Consider the following 18572-nt stretch of genomic DNA (forward strand, 5'->3'; position numbering starts at 1 on the left):
CGGCTGCAGCGCGCGCTGCAGCCGCCGGGTTCGTCTGGCCGCGTCGCTGCTAGAGCGTGCGGCGGATCTCCTCGACCCGGTAGCACTCGATCGTGTCGCCGGCGCGCATGTCCTGGAAGTTCTCGAAGGACATACCGCACTCGTAACCCGACCCGACTTCCTTGGCGTCGTCCTTGAGGCGCTTCAGCTGGGACAGTTTGCCCTCGTGGATCACCACGCTGTCGCGGATCAGGCGGACGTGAGCACCGCGCTGCACGACACCGTCGGTGACGCGGCAGCCGGCGATCTTGCCGACCTTCGACACGTCGAAGATCTGCAGGATCTGCGCCTCGCCGAGGCGCTCCTCGCGCAGGGTCGGCGGGAGCATGCCCGAGAGAGTCGCTTTGATGTCATCCACGAGGTCGTAGATGATGTTGTAGTAGCGGATCTCGACGCCCTTGTTCTCGGCCGATTCACGCGCTTCCTTGTGGGCTCGCACGTTGAAGCCGATGACGACGGCCTTGGAGGCCTCCGCCAGGGTGACGTCCGACTCGGTGATGCCGCCGACACCCGCGAGCAGGATGCGCGCCGACACCTCGTCGTTGCCGAGCTTCTCCAGTGCGCCGATGATGGCTTCCACCGAGCCCTGCACGTCGCCCTTGACGACGATGGCGAGTTCCTTGCGGCCCAGGCCTTCTTTGAGGTCGCGCATCATGTCGACGAGCGAGCGGTTCGCACCGCCGGTCCGTGCGGCGATGCGCTCGCGCTTCTGACGGGCGCGATACTCGGTGACTTCACGGGCACGGGCTTCGTTCGGCACCACGGCCACGCGGTCACCCGCGTCCGGAGTTCCATTGAAGCCGAGCACCTCCACCGGCACCGACGGGCCGGCATAGGGGATGCTCTCTCCCTTGTCGTCGATGAGGGCGCGGACGCGACCCCATTCGGCGCCGGCGACGACGATGTCGCCGGTGAAGAGCGTTCCGCGCTGCACGAGCACCGTCGCGACGGGACCACGACCGCGATCGAGCTTGGCCTCGATAACCGTACCTTCACCGTCGCGAGCCTCGTTGGCGCGGAGGTTCAGGATCTCGGCCTGGAGCTGCAGGCCTTCGAGAAGGTCCGGCAGACCGTCGCCGGTCTTGGCAGAGACTTCGAATTCCAGGGTCTCACCGCCCATCGATTCGACCTGGATGTCGTGCTGCAGCAACTCGGTGCGGACCCGCTGCGGGTTCGCCTCGGGCTTGTCGATCTTGTTGATCGCCACGATGAGCGGCACTCCGGCCGCCTTCGCATGGCTGATCGCCTCCACCGTCTGGGGCATGACGCCGTCGTCTGCCGCCACCACGAGCACGACGATGTCCGTCACCTTGGCACCACGGGCGCGCATGGAGGTGAAGGCCGCGTGGCCGGGGGTGTCGATGAAGGTGACCATGTCACCGGATGGCGAGGCCACTTGGTAAGCGCCGATATGCTGTGTGATGCCGCCGGCCTCACCGGACACCACCGCGGTCTTGCGGATGGCGTCGAGGAGCGAGGTCTTGCCGTGGTCGACGTGGCCCATGATGGTCACGACGGGCGGACGCGGATCGAGATCCTCCTCGAGATCGGGCTCGTCGTTGAACAGGCCTTCCTCGACGTCGGACTCGGCGACGCGGCGCACGGTGTGTCCGAGTTCCTCGGCAATGAGCTGAGCGGAATCCGAGTCGATCACGTCGGTGATCTTGTGGATCTCGCCCTGCTTCATGAGCAGGCGAATCACGTCCACGGCCCGCTCCGACATGCGGTTGGCGAGTTCCTGGATGGTGATCGTCTCGGGGATCGTCACCTCGCGGGAGAGCTTTTCCTTTTGCTCAACCTGCCGGTTGCCGCTCATGCGCTGCTGACGGCGGCGGAACGAGGCAACGGAACGCGTGCGCTCGTCCTCGCCCGACGTGGCGGTAGCGATCGTGAGACGCCCACGGTTGCGGTCGCCGCCCGGCTGCTTGGGGGTCTTGGGCGGCGTGATGATCTTGAGCGGCATGCCGGGACGGCGGATCACGCGCTTCTGCTCGCTCTCCTCCTCGGCAGCCTGTGGCCGACCCGGCGCGCGGGCGGTGGGAGCCGCCGCACCGGCCGGACGTGCGGCCGTGGAAGCGGTCGGAGCCGCCTCTGGCTCAGGCGCGGGCGCCGGCTTGGCCATGAAGTTCAGGTCGCGCGGCTTGCGCACGTCTGCCGTGATGGTCTTGCGCGGCTCGGCCGGTGTCGGGCGTGCCGTGAGGGGCTGACGCACGGCAGGGGCCGCCGGACGAGCCGGGGCCGCAGCCTGCGGAGCGGGAGCAGGTGCTGCCGGGGCAGGCTTCGGGGTGGAGGATATCGGAGCCGAGACGGGCGCCATCGGCACCGTCTTGGAGACGGGCTTCGGCGGCGTTGCCGGAACGGGCGCAGTTGCGGGGGCTGCCGCAGCGGCCTCCTTCGCAGCGGCCTCAGCGGCGCGAGCCGCCTCACGAGCAGCTTCTTCCTCAGCACGCAGGCGAGCCTGCTCCTCGGCGCGAAGGCGCTCCTCTTCCTGGCGGCGACGCTCTTCGGCCTCGCGCTGACGGATTTCCTCGGCTTCGCGAGCACGCTGAGCAGCGGCCTCTTCCTCGACCTTGCGGCGTGCTTCCTGCTCGCGGCGCTGGGCGTCGGCGAGAGCTGCGGCGCGCGCGTCACGCTCCTGCTCGCTCAACGTCCGCAGCACGACGCCACCCGCCGCCCGCTGGGCGGGGCGCGGAGCTGCAGGTGCGGGAGGCGCCACGCGTGACGCCGGGGCGACCGGTTGCGTTTCGCGAACGGGAGCGGCCGGTGCCGCCCCGATGACGCGCCGCTTCACGGTCTCGACCACGACCTGCTTGGAGCGGCCATGGGAGAAGCTCTGACGCACCGTTCCCTGCTCGATCGGGCGCTTCAAGGACAGCGGCTTCGAGGGGGGTCGTGCCTGCGTCTTGTCGCCCGGATTATTCGTATCGCTCATTCAGTCCAAACCCTGAGGGTTTCCATCGTCCCGTGAACCGGCAAACTGCTGTGCGCCGGGTAAATCCGTCTCGTCGTCGTCCTGCAGAGTCGGAGCGGTCTGCCCTGTTCGGGCGTAACCGGCCCCCTCGGCCGTCGTGGGCTTGCCCTCGAAAGAGCGTAGCCGACGCCAACGCGCAAGGCAGCCGGTGCTTCCGACTCCTGCGACAAGCGCCGCATGTATCACATGATCCCGACCCAAGGCCATGTCCAATTCTTCATTGGACAAATCATCGATGACCGGGACACGGGATATGGCATCGCCATGCCTCCGGTGCAATGCCGCAGCGATCTTCCGCCTGCCATCCGCACTGCCATCCGAGGCCTGTATCACGGCGGCTACGCCGGCCTTGTCGCCGATCGCGGATTCGACCTTGGCGAAGCCGGCCACGAGGCAACCTGCCTTGTTGGCGAGCGACAGGGATTGGCGCAGGTCCTCGCGCAGGATCGCGGCGACCCGGTCGCCCAGATCCGCCGGTGCCGCGGCATCCTTGGTCTTGAAGGCACGCTGGAACAGCCGCTTCTTCAAGGCCGCCTCCACGGTGACGCGATCGGCGGTGAGCCATGCACCGCGCCCCGGCAGCTTCGCTTTCAGATCGGTCATCACCTCGCCGTCCGGCGACAGAACGAACCGAATCATCCCATCGGGATTTTGCGAGACCCGGCTGACGAGGCATGTGCGCATTGCATTTCGCCGGCCGCGCCCGAGACCGGGATCGAGCAGCGTGCTCGGCTCAGGCTCGGCGGCATCGTCCGCAATATCTGCGTATTCGCCCGTCATACGGCGGTCGGATCCCTGTTGATCGTCGCATGGACCGCAACAATTCGCGGCCCTCTCGCCCAGCAGCCCACCGGCATCCTCGACGTGAGATGCCGGAATGTCGCTAAGGCACTCCCCGGTCGGCCCTGCGATGCCTAAGCCCCTCGTTAGAGGCCCGCATTAGGCGGATGCCTCAGGGGGGGAGCGCCTGGCTCGCCCGGAACGCCTTGCTCAGACCGCCTCGGGCTCTCCGTCGGTGGTCTCGGCCTCATCCGCCTCGACCGGCGCCTCGATCCATCCGGCCTTCACGCGGGCCGCCATGATCATGGCTTCCGCTTCAGCGCGGGAGATCTCGAACCCGTCGAGATAGCCAGCATGCTTGGTGGCCTCGGGGCCGCGTCCCTCGGTGTAGCCCACGAGATCGTCCGTGGCGCAGCCCGCGAGATCTTCGACCGACTTAACGTCGTTCTCGCCCAACGCCACCAGCATCGGTGTGGTCACGCCGTCGATCTCGCGCAGGTCGTCGGCGACGCCGAGTTCCTGGCGCTTGGCGTCGAACTCCGATTCGACGCGAGCGAGATGATCTTGGGCGCGGGCCTGGATCTCGGTACCGCTTTCCTCGTCGAGGCCCTGGATATTGGCGAGCTCGCCCGGCTCGACATAGGCGATTTCCTCCACGTTCCGGAAACCTTCCGCCGCGAGGAGCTGACCCACCGTCTCGTCGACGTCGAGGGCAGCCATGAAGACAGCGGTGCGTTCGGCGAATTCCTTCTGGCGCCGCTCGGATTCCTCGGCCTCGGTGAGGATGTCGATGTCCCAGCCGGTGAGCTGCGAGGCGAGGCGCACGTTCTGGCCGCGACGGCCGATGGCCAGCGAGAGCTGGTCGTCGGGCACCACCACCTCGATGCGGTCGGCCTCCTCGTCGAGCACCACCTTGACCACCTCTGCGGGCTGGAGCGCGTTGACGATGAAGGTCGCCTGGTCTTCCGACCACGGGATGATGTCGACCTTCTCGCCCTGCAACTCGCCGACCACCGCCTGGACGCGGGAGCCGCGCATGCCGACGCAGGCACCAACGGGGTCGATGGAGCCGTCCCGCGAGATCACGGCGATCTTGGCGCGCGAGCCCGGATCGCGGGCCACCGCCTTCACTTCGACGATGCCGTCGTAGATCTCCGGCACTTCCTGCCCGAAGAGCTTGGCCATGAATTGCGGGTGGGAGCGCGACAGGAAGATCTGTGGACCACGCACTTCGCGGCGCACGTCGAACAGATAGGAACGGATACGGTCGCCGGGGCGGAAGGTCTCGCGCGGGATCATCTCGTCGCGGCGCACGATGCCCTCGCCGCGTCCCAGATCGACGATGACGTTGCCGTACTCGACCCGCTTGACCAGGCCGTTGACGATCTCGCCTATGCGGTCCTTGTACTCGTCGAACTGGCGGTCGCGCTCGGCGTCGCGCACCTTCTGGACGATGACCTGCTTGGCCGACTGGGCTGCGACGCGGCCGAAATCGAAGGGCGGCAGGGTGTCGGAGATCACGTCTCCCACCAGCGCGCCGGGATTGTAACGGCGGGCCTGGTCGAGGGTGACCTCGCGGGCGTCGTTCTCGACCTCGTCCACCACCACGAGGTGGCGCGACAGGCGGAGCGCCCCGGTCTTGGGGTCGATCTCGGCATGGACGTCCGTCTCGGCGCCGTAGCGCGAGCGGGCGGCCTTGGCGATGGCCTCCTCCATGGCGTCGATGACGATGGAGCGGTCGATCACCTTCTCACGGGCGACCGCTTCGGCGATCTGCAGGAGTTCGAGCCTATTGGCGCTGACGACAGCCATCGGATTTCGTCCCTCTCTTCGTCGTGTGTTTTTTTCGGAAACCCCGGCGTGCCATCGGGCATCCGCCTGGGCTCCGGGCCGATGTTCTAGTGAAGCTTGCCGTCGTCCTTGACCCGCACCGCCTTGGTGCGGACCGGCTTGGCCTTGTTGGCCCGGCTCGCCTCGGTTTCGATCTTTTCGGGCTTGGGCTTGGCCGAAGCCTTGGGCTTCAGCGGCCGCTCGACCTTCTTCTTGAGAGGGGCGGGGGGCTCGATCTCGGCCTCGGCGCCCTCTTCGATCTCGGTGTCGTCCTCATCGTCCAGCATCGGCGGTGGCCCGCCGCCGCGTCGCAGCGATTCACGCACGAGATCGTCGGTGAGGACGAGGTAGGCGTCGCCGAGATCGCGAAGTGGCAGGTCGATGCGGCTCGGCAGACCCTCCTTCACGTCGGGAAGATCGATCGGCACCGTGAGGCCATCCGCGTTAGGAGCTCGGATGATCCCGCGAAAACGCTTCCGGCCGTCGAGGGGTATCGCCAGCTCGATCTTGGCTTCGTAGCCGGCCCAACGCTCGAAATCGACGGCTCGTACCAGCGGCCGGTCGATGCCGGGGGAAGAGATCTCCAGATAATAGGCCTTGCCCACCGGGTCGTCGAGATCGAGCAGAGGCGAGATCGCCCGGCTCACGGTCTCGCAATCGTCCACCGTCATGGTGCCGTCCGGCCGCTCGGCCATGATCTGCACGGTGCAGCCATTGGCGCTCGACACCCGCACCCGGACCACGCGATAGCCGAGGCCCTCGATCGAAGCCTCGATGACCTGCACGACCCGCGCGGCGACGCCGGTCTCGGTGATCAGACGTTTTTCGGAAGTGTCCGCCATGCTGCGCTGTACGTCCGGCCTTGCGTGAAGCGATCCGGTGGGAGAGGCGTTGCGGCAATAAAAAAGAGCGGACCCGGTGGGGCCCACTCCCGAACCGCAGCCTCAAGACTGCAACCAGAACTGATGTGCTATGAGTAGTCCCATCGTCGGATCGTTTCAAGCGATTTCGCGAACCGTTCCCCGGCGGAGCGCATCCCGGTCGCTCCGTCGCCGTCAACTCGTTCCAGGAAGCCTCGGCCATGACCGCCGGTTCGTCATTCGGCCCCGACCCGGATTGCCTTCACCCGGTTACGGGCCACAGCCGCATCACCTTCATCCGCAATCTCCCCCTGCCGCCGAATGTCGAAATCGGCGCCTACACTTACTATGACGACCCTGCCGGCCCGGAGGCCTTCCTCGACAACATCCTCTACCACTTCGCCTTCCTGGGCGACCGTTTGCGAATCGGTCGCTTCTGCGCGTTTGCGGCGGGCACGCGCTTCCTCATGAACGGGGGCAACCACCGACTCGACGCGCCCTCCACCTACCCGTTCCTCATCTTCGGCGGCGCTTGGGCCGGACGCTTCCCCGAAGAGATGGCCTTTCCCAACCGGGGCGACACGGTGATCGGCAACGATGTCTGGCTCGGCTACGACAGCACGATCCTACCGGGAATCCGCATCGGCGATGGCGCTGTGGTCGCCGCCAAATCCGTGGTCACCTGCGACGTACCTCCCTACGCCATCGTCGCCGGCAACCCGGCCACGCTCGTGCGGATGCGCGTACCGTCCGATATCGCCGCGCGACTTCAGGCCGTGGCGTGGTGGGACTGGGATGCCGAGCGGATCACCCGGTGCCTGTCGGCAATCAGTGGTGGGGATGTGGCGGCGTTGGAGGCCGAGGCGGCCGCAGACCTGACCGGCGGATGAGCCGCCATGGACGTCAGAACGGGTATTGTCCGGGAGACCAGTAGGGCTCCAACGGCGATCCGACGATGGTCTCCGCCTCCCAGCGGCGTAGAATCTCGAAGAGCGCGTCCCGGTCAGCTGCTCGCAAGGGTTCATCGAGCAGGCGAAGCCGGTCGTGCATCTGCTGTTCGAATGCGTTTTCCGGGATGTAACCGTTGAAATAGAACGGTCGCATCGAAGCCCAGATCTCTTGGGCTTTCTCGATCTCGTCGAGCGCGATGCAGGCGGCGAGGTGCCAGTCCTTGTTGAGAAAACAGGCGCAGTCCCGGTGAGTCCGTAAGAATTCCAGGCACTTGCGGCCGGTATCCAGGGGACGGAGGGCCGAGAAGGCCACCGCATCGATCTGAAACACGAAGTCCTCGTAGATGGTGGGATCGGACCAGAACCAACCATAGCCTCCAGGAAAGCGACCGGATCGCTGGATTTCATCGCCGCCTCGTCCCAGGTCCTGCCAGGACCGCGTTTCGTGCATGAAGAAGCGTACGAGGTGCCAACTCACCACGCAGACGGCAGGGTTCGAGATCCGATCGACGAAGATCATCCGTCCCACGGGCCCCACGGGCTTCAGCCAAACCCTGTTCCTGCCGGCAGGGAGCAGATCCGGGTTGGCTTGGAGCAGTGGCGCGTAGAGGCCCTTGATTTGCTGCTTCGTCGTCATCAGTTCGGCCTTACCTGGACAATGACGACGCCTTTGGCGTTCGGGAAATGCATCCGCGCAGTCCTGGCCAGAAGGAGTGCCCGCGTTGCGCTGAGTCCCTTTCTGCCCGTCTTATAGTCATAGACGCAAACCATCTGGCTTGGGGTATATTCATACAAGTCCAAGCGAACAGAATTTTTCTAACCATAATCAGCTCTCGTTCCCGTAGTTTTATCGATTGAATATTCGACGAGAACGTTGGGATATTTCCGCGATTTAAATGTCTCGTCGATATCGTGATGAATTACGGTGCCGAGCACCGGCTCGCTCAGATGGAAATTCAAGGCTGTCAACCGTTGCGTCGCCTCGTTCGTTGCGGCCCGCGCTTCGGCGGTGCGTGGATAATCAGCGCCCAAGCGTTGCCCAGGTAATATATTATAGTGTGCAATTAATAACGGAATATTCACTATTATAGTTATATAACGTTCATCTGTCTAGAATACTTTTCTCAGGACGGCCAATCTTGAAGATTTTTACTAGACGATCCAAGAAGGTTAATTCGCGAGTACTTCCGCACAATGTGTGTGCGCAGTTCCTCGACCGCATGTCTCATGCGATTTACGTCGTCGATGATGATTCGCCGGTTTTCAATGTTGTATACGTGAACAACAAATTCATGACGACAATGCGCGCCAGCTCTATAGAGGAAATTACAAACATTTCAGTGATGTCATATCATACATTTGAACAGGGGAATGGACTCACGATAAACGATGTGGCCGGCCCTTTCATAGAAAGTATCAAGCGAGATGGGCACGCTACAGCAACTATGAGATTTTTACGATTAGACAAAACGGAATTTATGGTCGACATTCACTGTGAGTCTATTAATATAGAGGGAAAAAATTTCACAGTAACGTTTGTAGAGGACGCAAAACATATCGAGATACAAAATGAAAAGAAGATGTATATGAATACATTGACAGAAGAATTTGAGCAATCAGTTGGAAAAGTTTCTGGATCAGTCAATTCGTTTTCGGATGACCTGCAAGTATCTGCGAAACTTATGACCAAGACAGCGATGGAAACAGCTGAATTATCATCCCTTATGCTATCGGCTGCCGAACATGCGGCTGCAAATGTCAGCATGGTGGCTGCCGCAGCCGAAGAGCTCGGCAGTTCCGTCCATGAAATCGCCCGCCAGGTTCAAGGCTCGGCGGGACTGGCTCAGGCGGCCGTGGGCGAAGCCAACCGCACCGTGGCCTTCGTCGGGGCGTTGCGCCAGACCTCGTCCCGGATCGGTGACATGGTCGGGATGATTTCCAGCATCGCCGGCCAGACCAATCTGCTTGCCCTCAATGCCACGATCGAGGCGGCGCGTGCCGGTGATGCAGGCCGCGGCTTCGCGGTCGTCGCCGCCGAAGTGAAGGAGCTGGCGAGACAGACGGCGGACGCGACGAAGGAGATCGCTGCGCAGATCGGCGAAATTCAAAGCGTGACAGATCAGGCCGTGTCGGCCATCGACTCCATCACCGACCGAATCCGCGAGATCAATGACGTGGCCGCCAGCATCGCTGCGGCCGTCGAGCAACAGGGAACCGCAACCCAGGAGATCGTGCGCAATGTGGCGCAAGCCTCGAGCGGCACCGCCGAAGTGACGGGCAACCTTGCTGGCGTCGCTCATGCCTCGAAGGATACCGGGGCCGCCGCTCAACAGGTGCTCCTTGTCTCGGATCAGTTATCCTCCCAGTCCGAACACCTCTCGGAGGAGATCCACCGCTTCCTGAGCACGTTGCGAGCCGCCTAATCAGCGAGACCCAATGCAGGCTTCCGCGCGAATCCAGGGTCATTGAGGTAAGCGAGGTCGACAATTTCGCGAAGGTGATCTGCGGCACCTTGTAAGTTCCTACCTCGCTGACGACCCGGCCAAGGCCAAAACCTTTTCGCTAGCCTGGCTATCGAGATCCTGCGGGTGAGCTTGACGCTTGCCCCCTCCAGTTCGCGATTTACGATGGGACCCGGGGGCAGCCATCATCAGGGGGCAACTAAGGGTGCCTCACGGAACGGCTCCGAGCCGGATATCGAGCGTTGGTTTGGCATGGTCAGACCACTTCTCCCCGATGATCTGTGGGATGACATCGCTCCGCTCGGCGATTTTCTCCCTGTAAGCTTGCCAACCCTGACAGCCCGATCATCCCGGTCCAAGCCGTTCATCGCGGTGACGTCAGCGAGCTACACCACGTCGAGGGACCCGACCGACGCGAAGAGCGATGTTATCCGGAAGGAGATGCTTGCCCGTTTACGGGATGAGCATGATCTTACGGTCGGAACCTCTACACGCTGGGGGGGCCTCGCCGCGCAGGGCCTATTCTGGAAAAAACGCCGCCCCGTGAACGGGACGGCGTCGATGGTAATGGCCGGTCGGTGGGTGCCGGTCCGAGGACCGGAAGTGGAGTGATCAGGCCGCAGCCCGCTCCTTCAGGAGCTTCCGGTTGATCAGCATCTCGGCGATCTGCACCGTGTTCAGGGCCGCGCCCTTACGCAGGTTGTCGGCGACGCACCAGAACGAGAGGCCGTTATCGACCGTGGAATCCGCGCGGATGCGCGAGACATAGGTCGCATCCTCGCCGGCCGCCTCGTGCGGAGTCATGTAGCCGCCGGGCTCACGCTTATCGACGACCAGGATGCCCGGCGCCGAGCGCAGGAGGGCGGTGGCCTCCTCGGGCGAGATCGGGTGCTCGAACTCGACGTTCACCGCTTCGGCATGGCCGATGAACACCGGCACGCGTACGCAGGTCGCCGTCAGCTTGATCTTGGGATCGAGCATCTTCTTGGTCTCGGCGACCATCTTCCACTCTTCCTTGGTGGAGCCGTCGTCGAGGAACACGTCGATCTGCGGAATGACGTTGAAGGCGATGCGCTTGGGGAACTTCTCCATGGTCATCTGACCGGCGGTGAAGACCGAACGGGTCTGCTGGAACAGCTCGTCCATGGCCTCCTTGCCGGCGCCGGAGACCGACTGATAGGTCGCCACCACCACGCGGGTGATCTTGGCCACGTCGTGCAGGGGCTTCAGCGCGACGACGAGCTGCGCCGTGGAGCAGTTCGGGTTGGCGATGATGTTCATCTTCGAGAAGCCGGTGATCGCCTCCGGATTCACTTCCGGCACGATCAGCGGCACGTCGGGATGGTAGCGGAAGGCCGACGAATTATCGATGACGACGCAACCGGTCTGGCCGATGCGCGGCGACCATTCCTTCGAGGTCTCGCCGCCGGCGGACATCAGGCAGATGTCGGTGTCGGAGAAATCGTAGGTGTCGAGCGCCTTCACCTTCAGGATCTTGTCACCGAAGGAAACTTCCTGCCCGGCGCTGCGGCGCGAGGCGATAGCCACGACCTCGTCGGCGGGGAATGCCCGCTCCGACAGAATGTCCAGCATCTCGCGTCCGACATTGCCCGTGGCACCGACGACGGCGACCTTGTAACCCATCTCTCCAACTCCGCTTCGTGATGCCCTGGCTCGCCGCCGTGGCCGGGCTCTTCGCCTCGGCTCCGCCGACAGGATTTCCGGGCACGTATCCGTGTACCGTTGCCAGTGGGGCTCGCAGAGGTTCCCGGTCTCGACCGGACCGACCGGCTGCGAAAACGCGCCGTACCGCAGACATGCCGGCACGCCCCGTCTCGTCCGGCCCGTCAAGGAGACCGGATATCCCGTAAGCGGCGGAGCAAGACGCTTCGTCTTCGTGGCTGTCAAGGGTTGCGCTGCACGCGAGACTTTCGCGCCGTCACAAACGGATCACGACGGCAGGCGCGCCGAGCCTTCGGCAAGGATTGATTCACCGCGAATTCCGAAACCTCGAACCGGACACCCGGCGGGAAACCCGATCTGCGCACCCTCGACGGCATGGTCGCCACCCGAGCGGCGCGAGCCGCGAGAAATGCCGCCGGTTTCAGGGTTACATGCATCGCATCGCTGTTCAGGACGAGATCCAGGAATTGCCGGCCAGGCGCGCCCGCCGCCCGCTGGTGCGGTTCGCCGTGCCCTGTCTCACGGTCCTGATCTGCTTAGCCGCCGTCGGACGATTCGTCGGCGGTGAGCCGACGCCCCGCGATCCGAAAGCGGGCCTGGCCGGGGCGGTGGACGCGAACCCTCCGGCATATGGTGCGTCCACCGCCTCGAACGTACGTCAGGCCCTTCCCATGGCCGCGTCGGCGCCGCGATACCGGCTCGACGACCCCGATGCCCTCGACCCGGCGAAGATCGAGCCCGCGCGCATCAACCCGGCGACGGGGCTCCGCGAGGACAGCCTCTCACAGGGCCGCTTCGACGCCAGCGAGGCGCCCTATCTCAGACTGACCATCGGCGAGGGCCCGAATCCTCCGGTCAGCCTGTTCGTCACCATCGCCCGGCGTGCCGCCGAGGGGCAGGGCCTCGCCGTGGTGCGAACCGGCGAGCGCGGCTCGATCGTGACCAAGTTCGGTCCGTTCGAGACCCTGGAAGCCACGTTGAGCGGTCCGGTGACGCGGGTCTGCACCGGCTTCTCCAATGCGGGGCAAAACGGGCCCGTGCCGGTCGCTCCGCGCATCGACGGTTGGCTCTGCGCGCCCTTGAGCCAGCCTCCCGAGCCGCGCGCCATCGTCTGCGCCCTGGACAAGATCGTTCTGAATGGCCAAGCTTTCCCGGACCTCGAAGCGGCGTATCGCGTGTTCGAGGCGAGGCGGGTGGACGGGTGCGCACCGCCGGTCGCAGCCGCACCCAATCGAGAGGCCGCCGGGGAAACCGGTTCGATCTCGAAGCGCCGAATTCGACATAATGAGGCGAAACTGCGGCGTACCGAACAAGCGCGGCCTTAAGCCGGGAACAACGGCGCCGCTGGCACGTCTACTCACCATGAATGGCCGAGTTTCTTAAGGAAATTAGGTCTACCCTCACACAGGTTCAACGAAGGTCCGTCATGCGCACTGCCACGATTGCCCTGATGGGCGCGCTCACCCTCACCGCCGTCGCTGCGAACACCGCCGCCGAGGCGCAGGGTCGCTACGCCCCCGGTATCCGCGTCAGCCAGCCGCTGCCGATCCGTATCCGTCCGCGCAGCTGGCTCGATGCCGGAAACGTCGTCGAGGCGAATAACGGTTCGATCAGCAACCCGGCGACCAACCCGCACTTCATCACGGCGAGCTACCTGAACTCGCCGCCCTACGGCCGCAACGATCGCTTCGGCGGTGCGATCCTGCCCGATCCGATCACCAACGGCCCGTTCGTCGGCGCCCGGTCGAGCGCGATCCACAATATCGACTTCTCCGGCGTCGATGCGATCGACCCGACCTCCTACGTCTCGCGCAACGGCAGCCCCTACTAAGGGCAGCTGTCGGACGATGGACCGAAAAAGGCGCCGACCCGGTTGGGTCGGCGCCTTTTTCATGTCCAGACGAGACCGCGGTTCGCGCTTCAGCGCACCCGCGACTTGAGAGCCGCCACGACTGCCTCTCCCATCCCGGCGGTCCCCAGCGGCGTCACGCCCTCTCCGGCGATATCCTTTGTGCGGGCACCCGCCGCGAGTGCATCGGTGATTGCGCCGTCGAGAAGGTCCGCCGCCTCGCCGAGGCCGAACGAGTAGCGGAGCGCCATGGCGAGCGAGCCGATCATGGCCAATGGGTTGGCGAGATCCTGGCCGGCGATGTCCGGGGCCGAGCCGTGAACGGGCTCGTAGAGCGCCTTGCGGCTGCCTTTCTCATCCACCGCGCCGAGGGAGGCAGAGGGCAGCATGCCGAGGGATCCCGTGAGCATGGCCGCCACGTCCGACAGCACGTCGCCGAACAGGTTGTCGGTGACGAGGACGTCGAACTGCTTGGGGCGGCGCACCAGCTGCATGGCGCAATTGTCGGCGAGCACATGCTCCAACTCGACATCGCTGTAATGCTCGGCATGGACCTTTGTGACGACCTCCTTCCACAGGACGCCGGACTTCATCACGTTGTGCTTCTCGGCCGAGGCCACGCGTCCCGAGCGCTTGCGCGCCAGATCGAAGGCCACATGGGCGATCCGCTCGATCTCGCCCGTGGTGTAGACCTGGGTATCCACGGCGCGCTTGGTGCCGTCGGGCAGGGTGGTGATCTCCTTCGGCTCGCCGAAATAGACGCCGCCCGTGAGCTCGCGCACGATCATGATGTCGAGGCCCTCCACCAGCTCGCGCTTGAGGGCCGAGGCGTCGGCGAGTGCGGGGTAGCAGATCGCCGGGCGCAGGTTGGCGAACAGGCCGAGATCTTTGCGGAGCCGCAGGAGCCCCGCCTCGGGGCGGATGTCGTAGGCGACACCGGACCATTTCGGGCCGCCCACCGCCCCGAGCAGGATCGCATCGGCCGCGTCCGCCCGTGCCAGGGCCGCATCTGTGAGCGGAACGCCGTGGGCGTCGATGGACGACCCGCCGACGAGGTCGGTCTCGGTCTCGAAACTTGCGAGGCCGGTCTCCGCCAGCGCCCCGATCACGGTCGTCACCTGGGCCATGACTTCCGGGCCGATGCCGTCGCCAGGGAGGAGGAGGAGCTTGTAGGCGGTCATGGGAGCACTCGCGGCCAGGGGTGATGCGTCGGGCGGCTGTAGCGAGGGGCTCGGGCGCTTGGCAAGTGTTCGCGGTAGGGACCGGCAGTGCCCGCGAGGTCGTCCGCGGCCTGAGCACCTTGCTCGGTCTCACGCCCGACGAAGCAATCGCTTCAGGTCTTTTGGGGCTCCATCTCTCGAGGGGATGGAGCTGTGGGCTGCCGGGATCATCAGAATGGGCACGGCTCGCACGACACTGCGATTTGCTCGGTCGCGGCCAGAATCGGCTGTTCGCGCCAGACGACGGGCGACGGGATCGCGAGATCCAACCGAAGCCTGTGGGCCAGCCGGGACGACGATCACCGCCCCGGCACCTGCTTGCATCCTCGACCGGGTGGCCGGCCGAAAGACATCGATGCGGCCTCTCACCCGTTCGGGTGGATCAGGCTGCTCTCACGGTGGTGAGGAAGCGTGCCACTTCGGCGTTGAGATGCTCGGATTGGCGAGATAGTTCGGAGGCCGAGGACAGCACCTGGGTCGCCGCCGCACCCGTATCCTCGGCCGCGCCGGCCACACCGGCGATGTTGCGGGTCACCTCGCCGGTGCCCGTCGCCGCCTGGGCGACGTTGCGAACGATCTCCTGCGTCGCCGCTCCCTGTTCCTCCACAGCGGCTGCAATGGCGGTGGCCACGACATCGATCTCGCGGATACGGTTCGTGATGCCGGCGATCGCCGCTACCGCTTGACCTGTCGCCTCTTGAATCTGCGCGATCTGGCTGGAAATCTCCTCGGTGGCTCGCGCTGTCTGGCTCGCCAGTTCCTTGACCTCGGTGGCGACCACCGCGAAGCCGCGTCCCGCCTCGCCTGCACGGGCCGCCTCGATGGTCGCGTTGAGGGCCAGCAAGTTGGTCTGCCCGGCGATGTTGGCGATCAAACCGACGACCTGGCCGACATGGGTCGCCGCTTGTGACAAAGTATGAACGAAGGCGGCGGTCTGGTCCGCTTCGGCGACCGCTCTCTGGGCCAGCGTGGCCGAACCGGTGACTTGACGGCCGATCTCCTGGACGGAAACGCCCAGTTCTTCGGCGGCGGCCGCCACCGTTCCGACATTCGTCGCTGCTTCCTCCGCGGCGGCTGCCACGGTGGTGGACTGGTTCGCGGTCTCCGCGGCAGTGGCGGTCATGGTCTGGGCGGTGGTCTGAAGCTCCGTGGACGACGATGACAGCATGCCGATGATGCCGCCCACCGCGCCTTCGAAGGTATCGGCGAGTTCGACCATCGTCCGGCGGCGCTCGGTCGCCGCGGCCTCGTCCGCGACGCGTCGGATCTCGGCCTGCTCGGCCGCCTTCTGCGCGACCATGGCCTTGATGCCTTCCACGGCCTTGCCGATCATGCCGATCTCGTCGCGGCGGCGGGTTTCGGCGATTTCGGCGTCGACCTCTCCCCGGGCCATGCGCTGCAGCACATCGGTCAGTCTGCGGAGCGGTCGTGTGATGCCGAAGATGACGACGAAGATCGCGGCGAGCACGCCCGTGGCCACGCCCGCGGTGGAAAGGATCATGGTGAAACGGCGGGTCGTCGTGGTCTGAACGGTCAGATCGTTGGAGCCCTTCTGGATCATCGCGTCGATGTCCTCCACCAACTGCCGACACGCGGTGAACAGCTTCTGCTGCACCGGATCGACTTTCGTATGGGCCACAGCCAGCGCCGCCTCGCCCATGTCCTTGTCGGCGAGTCCGCGCATTTCCTCGATGCTCCGGATGAACTCACCGAGGAGCGCCGCTACTATGTCGGTCTGAGCTTTGAACGTTGGTGCCGTTTCCCGAATGTTTTCGATCAACTGTGCCGCATTGGCGGGAAGCCCCTCAAAGGTGGCGCTGACACGCTTTCTGTCGCCAAGGTTGGGCTCCGCGAGGATGCGAAATGCAATATAGCTCATCTGAAAAACGGTACGATTGAGCCGGACGCCCGCAGTCGCTCCCTTTGCATTTTTGTCGAGATAGAAAGTATAAGAATCGTCGATGGCCGTCATCTGTGATGTTGCGTACCAAATGCAACCTCCGATGATTGTCGCCATCAATGAAATCACAAGCATAAGCTTATTAATTATTTTTAAGTTCGCCAACATGGCCGATGCTCTTCCGCTGTGCCCGACTTCGTACTTATCATCCGATAATTAAGTTTCTGTTTTTTTAATATAGAGCGCGAAGCGGCGCGGCGTTACAGCGATTGTCCACCACAGGTGGGACATGGACGGAACATCGGGGAGTCGAACGGACTTGCCCCATACCGGACCGAGGCGTTCACGGCATGTCGGAGCTGAGGCTTCAGGCCGCGTTCCCGGGGCTGCGGCACCGGGGACGGCTCAGTGCGGTCCTGCAAATCAGTCGGTGGTTCTCCGGCTCGACCGGATCGTGACGCTCAATGTCCCGAGCCGGCGAGCGCGGCACCCGGCTTCTGATGTGTGCCGACCTGGTCCAAGAGCATTGCCGTCGCTTCGTTCATTCCGGAGATCTCGACCGGAACGCCGTGATGGCGAAATTTCAGCACCACTCGGTCCAATGCGTTGATGCTGGTGATGTCCCAGAAATGCGATGCAGCAAGATCGATGATGACGGAATCCAGGTCGTCCTCGCGGAAATCGAAGGCGGAGTGAAAGGCCTCGGCCGTGGCGAAAAAGATCTGCCCGCTCACCCGGTAGGTCCGCACCCGGCTCCCCTCGTCCCGCACTGAAGACACGCGGAAGAACCGGGTCACCTTATGGGCGAAGAACAGGCCCGAGAGGATGACGCCGAAGAGGACGCCCTTGGCGAGGTCGTGGGTGGTGACGACGACGGCCACCGTGCCCAGCATGACAGCGCTCGAACTCTTCGGATGGGTCAGCAGCGTGCGGACGGAGTTCCACTGGAAGGTATTGATCGACACCATGATCATCACTGCCACCAGGGCCGCCATGGGAATTCGTGCCACGTAGGGGCCGAGCACGACGATGAGGAACAACAGGAACGCGCCGGCCCACAGCGTCGAGAGGCGGCCCCGACCACCGGACGAGACGTTGATGACCGATTGCCCGATCATGGCGCAGCCGGCCATGCCGCCGAACAGGCCGGAGGTGACGTTGGCGAGGCCCTGGCCGGCGCATTCGCGATTCTTGTCGGAGGTCGTGTCGGTCATCTCGTCGAGGATGGCCGCCGTCATCATGCTCTCCAGCAGCCCGACCATTGCCAGGGTGAGCGCATAGGGCAGGATGATCCGCAGGGTCTCCAGGGTGAACGGGACCTGGGGCAGGGCGAAGACGGGCAATTCGCTCGGCAGGGCGCCCATATCGCCCACGGTCCGGATATCGAACCCGAACCAGACCGAGATTCCGGTGAGGACGAGGATCGTGATCAGCGGGGAGGGGACTGCCTTCGTCAGGTAGGGCAGGCCGTAGATCATCGCGAGGCCGATGGCGGTCATCGCGTAGACGACCGGCCCTCGCCCGATGAGCTCCGGCATCTGCGCGAGGAAGATCAGGATCGCCAGGGCGTTGACGAAGCCGGTGACCACCGAGCGCGAGACAAAGCGCATCAGGTTGCCGAGGCGCATCAGGCTCGCCGCGAGCTGCAGGAGGCCGGTGAGGATGGTCGCGGCGAACAGGTAGCCGAGCCCGTGTTCCTTCACGAGGGTCACCATGACCAGGGACATGGCGCCGGTGGCCGCCGAGATCATGGCCGGGCGTCCGCCGGCGAAAGCCGAGATCACCGCGATGCAGAACGATGCGTAGAGACCGACCTTGGGGTCCACGCCCGCGATGATCGAGAAGGCGATGGCCTCGGGAATCAGCGCGAGGGCGACCACCGTTCCGGCCAGGAGTTCACGCGTGACGTCGGGAGCCCACTCGCTCCGGAGGTGCTGACGGTTCATGGATAAAGCTTTCGAGGGTCCCCGTGCGCGAAGCGTCGGCAGGGACAGGCATCTGGAGGCCCGGGCGCTTCAGCGCTCATCG

The 18572-nt window shown here is 64.5% G+C and carries 13 protein-coding genes; 4 read left to right on the forward strand and 9 right to left on the reverse strand.

Annotated elements, in window-relative coordinates; all coding sequences use genetic code 11:
• Positions 1 to 49 precede the first annotated feature (49 nt).
• The 4 genes from infB to rimP form a co-directional block, all read right to left on the reverse strand.
• Positions 50 to 2971 carry a translation initiation factor IF-2 gene (gene infB / locus ASF34_RS14560; protein WP_056161849.1) on the reverse strand — a complete coding sequence of 974 codons (2922 nt, stop codon included), beginning with the start codon at positions 2969 to 2971 and terminating at the stop codon, positions 50 to 52.
• Positions 2972 to 3790: an RNA-binding protein gene (locus ASF34_RS14565; RefSeq protein WP_056161850.1), complete on the reverse strand. Its 819-nt coding sequence runs from the start codon at positions 3788 to 3790 to the stop codon at positions 2972 to 2974. It abuts the gene before it with no gap.
• Positions 3791 to 4000: 210 nt separating this feature from the next.
• Positions 4001 to 5602 (reverse strand): transcription termination factor NusA, encoded by a 1602-nt coding sequence (nusA, locus tag ASF34_RS14570; RefSeq protein ID WP_056161852.1) that lies wholly within the window; start codon positions 5600 to 5602, stop codon positions 4001 to 4003.
• Positions 5603 to 5688: 86 nt separating this feature from the next.
• Positions 5689 to 6462: a ribosome maturation factor RimP gene (gene rimP / locus ASF34_RS14575; protein WP_018044934.1), complete on the reverse strand. Its 774-nt coding sequence runs from the start codon at positions 6460 to 6462 to the stop codon at positions 5689 to 5691.
• Between the two features lie 239 nt (positions 6463 to 6701).
• Here rimP and ASF34_RS14580 point away from each other — a divergent pair, with 239 nt between their 5' ends.
• Positions 6702 to 7370, forward strand: a complete 669-nt coding sequence (locus ASF34_RS14580; protein WP_056161854.1) for a CatB-related O-acetyltransferase — start codon at positions 6702 to 6704, stop codon at positions 7368 to 7370.
• Positions 7371 to 7383: 13 nt separating this feature from the next.
• Here ASF34_RS14580 and ASF34_RS14585 read toward each other — a convergent pair whose 3' ends face one another.
• Positions 7384 to 8067: a hypothetical protein gene (locus tag ASF34_RS14585; protein WP_056161856.1), complete on the reverse strand. Its 684-nt coding sequence runs from the start codon at positions 8065 to 8067 to the stop codon at positions 7384 to 7386.
• Between the two features lie 502 nt (positions 8068 to 8569).
• Here ASF34_RS14585 and ASF34_RS22355 point away from each other — a divergent pair.
• Entirely contained in the window at positions 8570 to 9853 is a 1284-nt protein-coding gene (locus tag ASF34_RS22355; RefSeq protein WP_244478998.1) for a methyl-accepting chemotaxis protein, read from the forward strand.
• 651 nt (positions 9854 to 10504) lie between these two features.
• On the opposite strand, the gene ASF34_RS14600 is transcribed toward ASF34_RS22355, so the two are convergent.
• Entirely contained in the window at positions 10505 to 11536 is a 1032-nt protein-coding gene (locus ASF34_RS14600; RefSeq protein ID WP_018044930.1) for an aspartate-semialdehyde dehydrogenase, read from the reverse strand.
• A 470-nt stretch (positions 11537 to 12006) separates the two neighbouring features.
• Here ASF34_RS14600 and ASF34_RS14605 point away from each other — a divergent pair, with 470 nt between their 5' ends.
• Together ASF34_RS14605 and ASF34_RS14610 are read left to right on the forward strand one after the other, a co-directional pair.
• Positions 12007 to 12900 carry a hypothetical protein gene (locus ASF34_RS14605; RefSeq protein ID WP_056161859.1) on the forward strand — a complete coding sequence of 298 codons (894 nt, stop codon included), beginning with the start codon at positions 12007 to 12009 and terminating at the stop codon, positions 12898 to 12900.
• A gap of 101 nt (positions 12901 to 13001) precedes the next feature.
• The gene (locus ASF34_RS14610) at positions 13002 to 13406 is read left to right on the forward strand and encodes a hypothetical protein (RefSeq protein WP_018044928.1); all 405 of its coding nucleotides are present in this window, start codon (positions 13002 to 13004) and stop codon (positions 13404 to 13406) included.
• Positions 13407 to 13495: 89 nt separating this feature from the next.
• Here ASF34_RS14610 and leuB read toward each other — a convergent pair whose 3' ends face one another.
• From leuB to ASF34_RS14625, 3 genes are all read right to left on the reverse strand, one after another.
• A complete protein-coding gene (leuB, locus tag ASF34_RS14615) occupies positions 13496 to 14605 on the reverse strand; it encodes a 3-isopropylmalate dehydrogenase (protein WP_056161861.1) in 1110 nt (369 codons plus the stop codon).
• Positions 14606 to 15026: 421 nt separating this feature from the next.
• Positions 15027 to 16616 carry a methyl-accepting chemotaxis protein gene (locus ASF34_RS14620; RefSeq protein ID WP_244478999.1) on the reverse strand — a complete coding sequence of 530 codons (1590 nt, stop codon included), beginning with the start codon at positions 16614 to 16616 and terminating at the stop codon, positions 15027 to 15029.
• A gap of 389 nt (positions 16617 to 17005) precedes the next feature.
• The gene (locus ASF34_RS14625; RefSeq protein WP_056161866.1) at positions 17006 to 18490 is read right to left on the reverse strand and encodes a SulP family inorganic anion transporter; all 1485 of its coding nucleotides are present in this window, start codon (positions 18488 to 18490) and stop codon (positions 17006 to 17008) included.
• Positions 18491 to 18572: the final 82 nt, after the last annotated feature.

Origin of the sequence: Methylobacterium sp. Leaf106 (genome assembly GCF_001422895.1) — a bacterium.
Taxonomy (GTDB): Bacteria; Pseudomonadota; Alphaproteobacteria; order Rhizobiales; family Beijerinckiaceae; genus Methylobacterium; species Methylobacterium bullatum.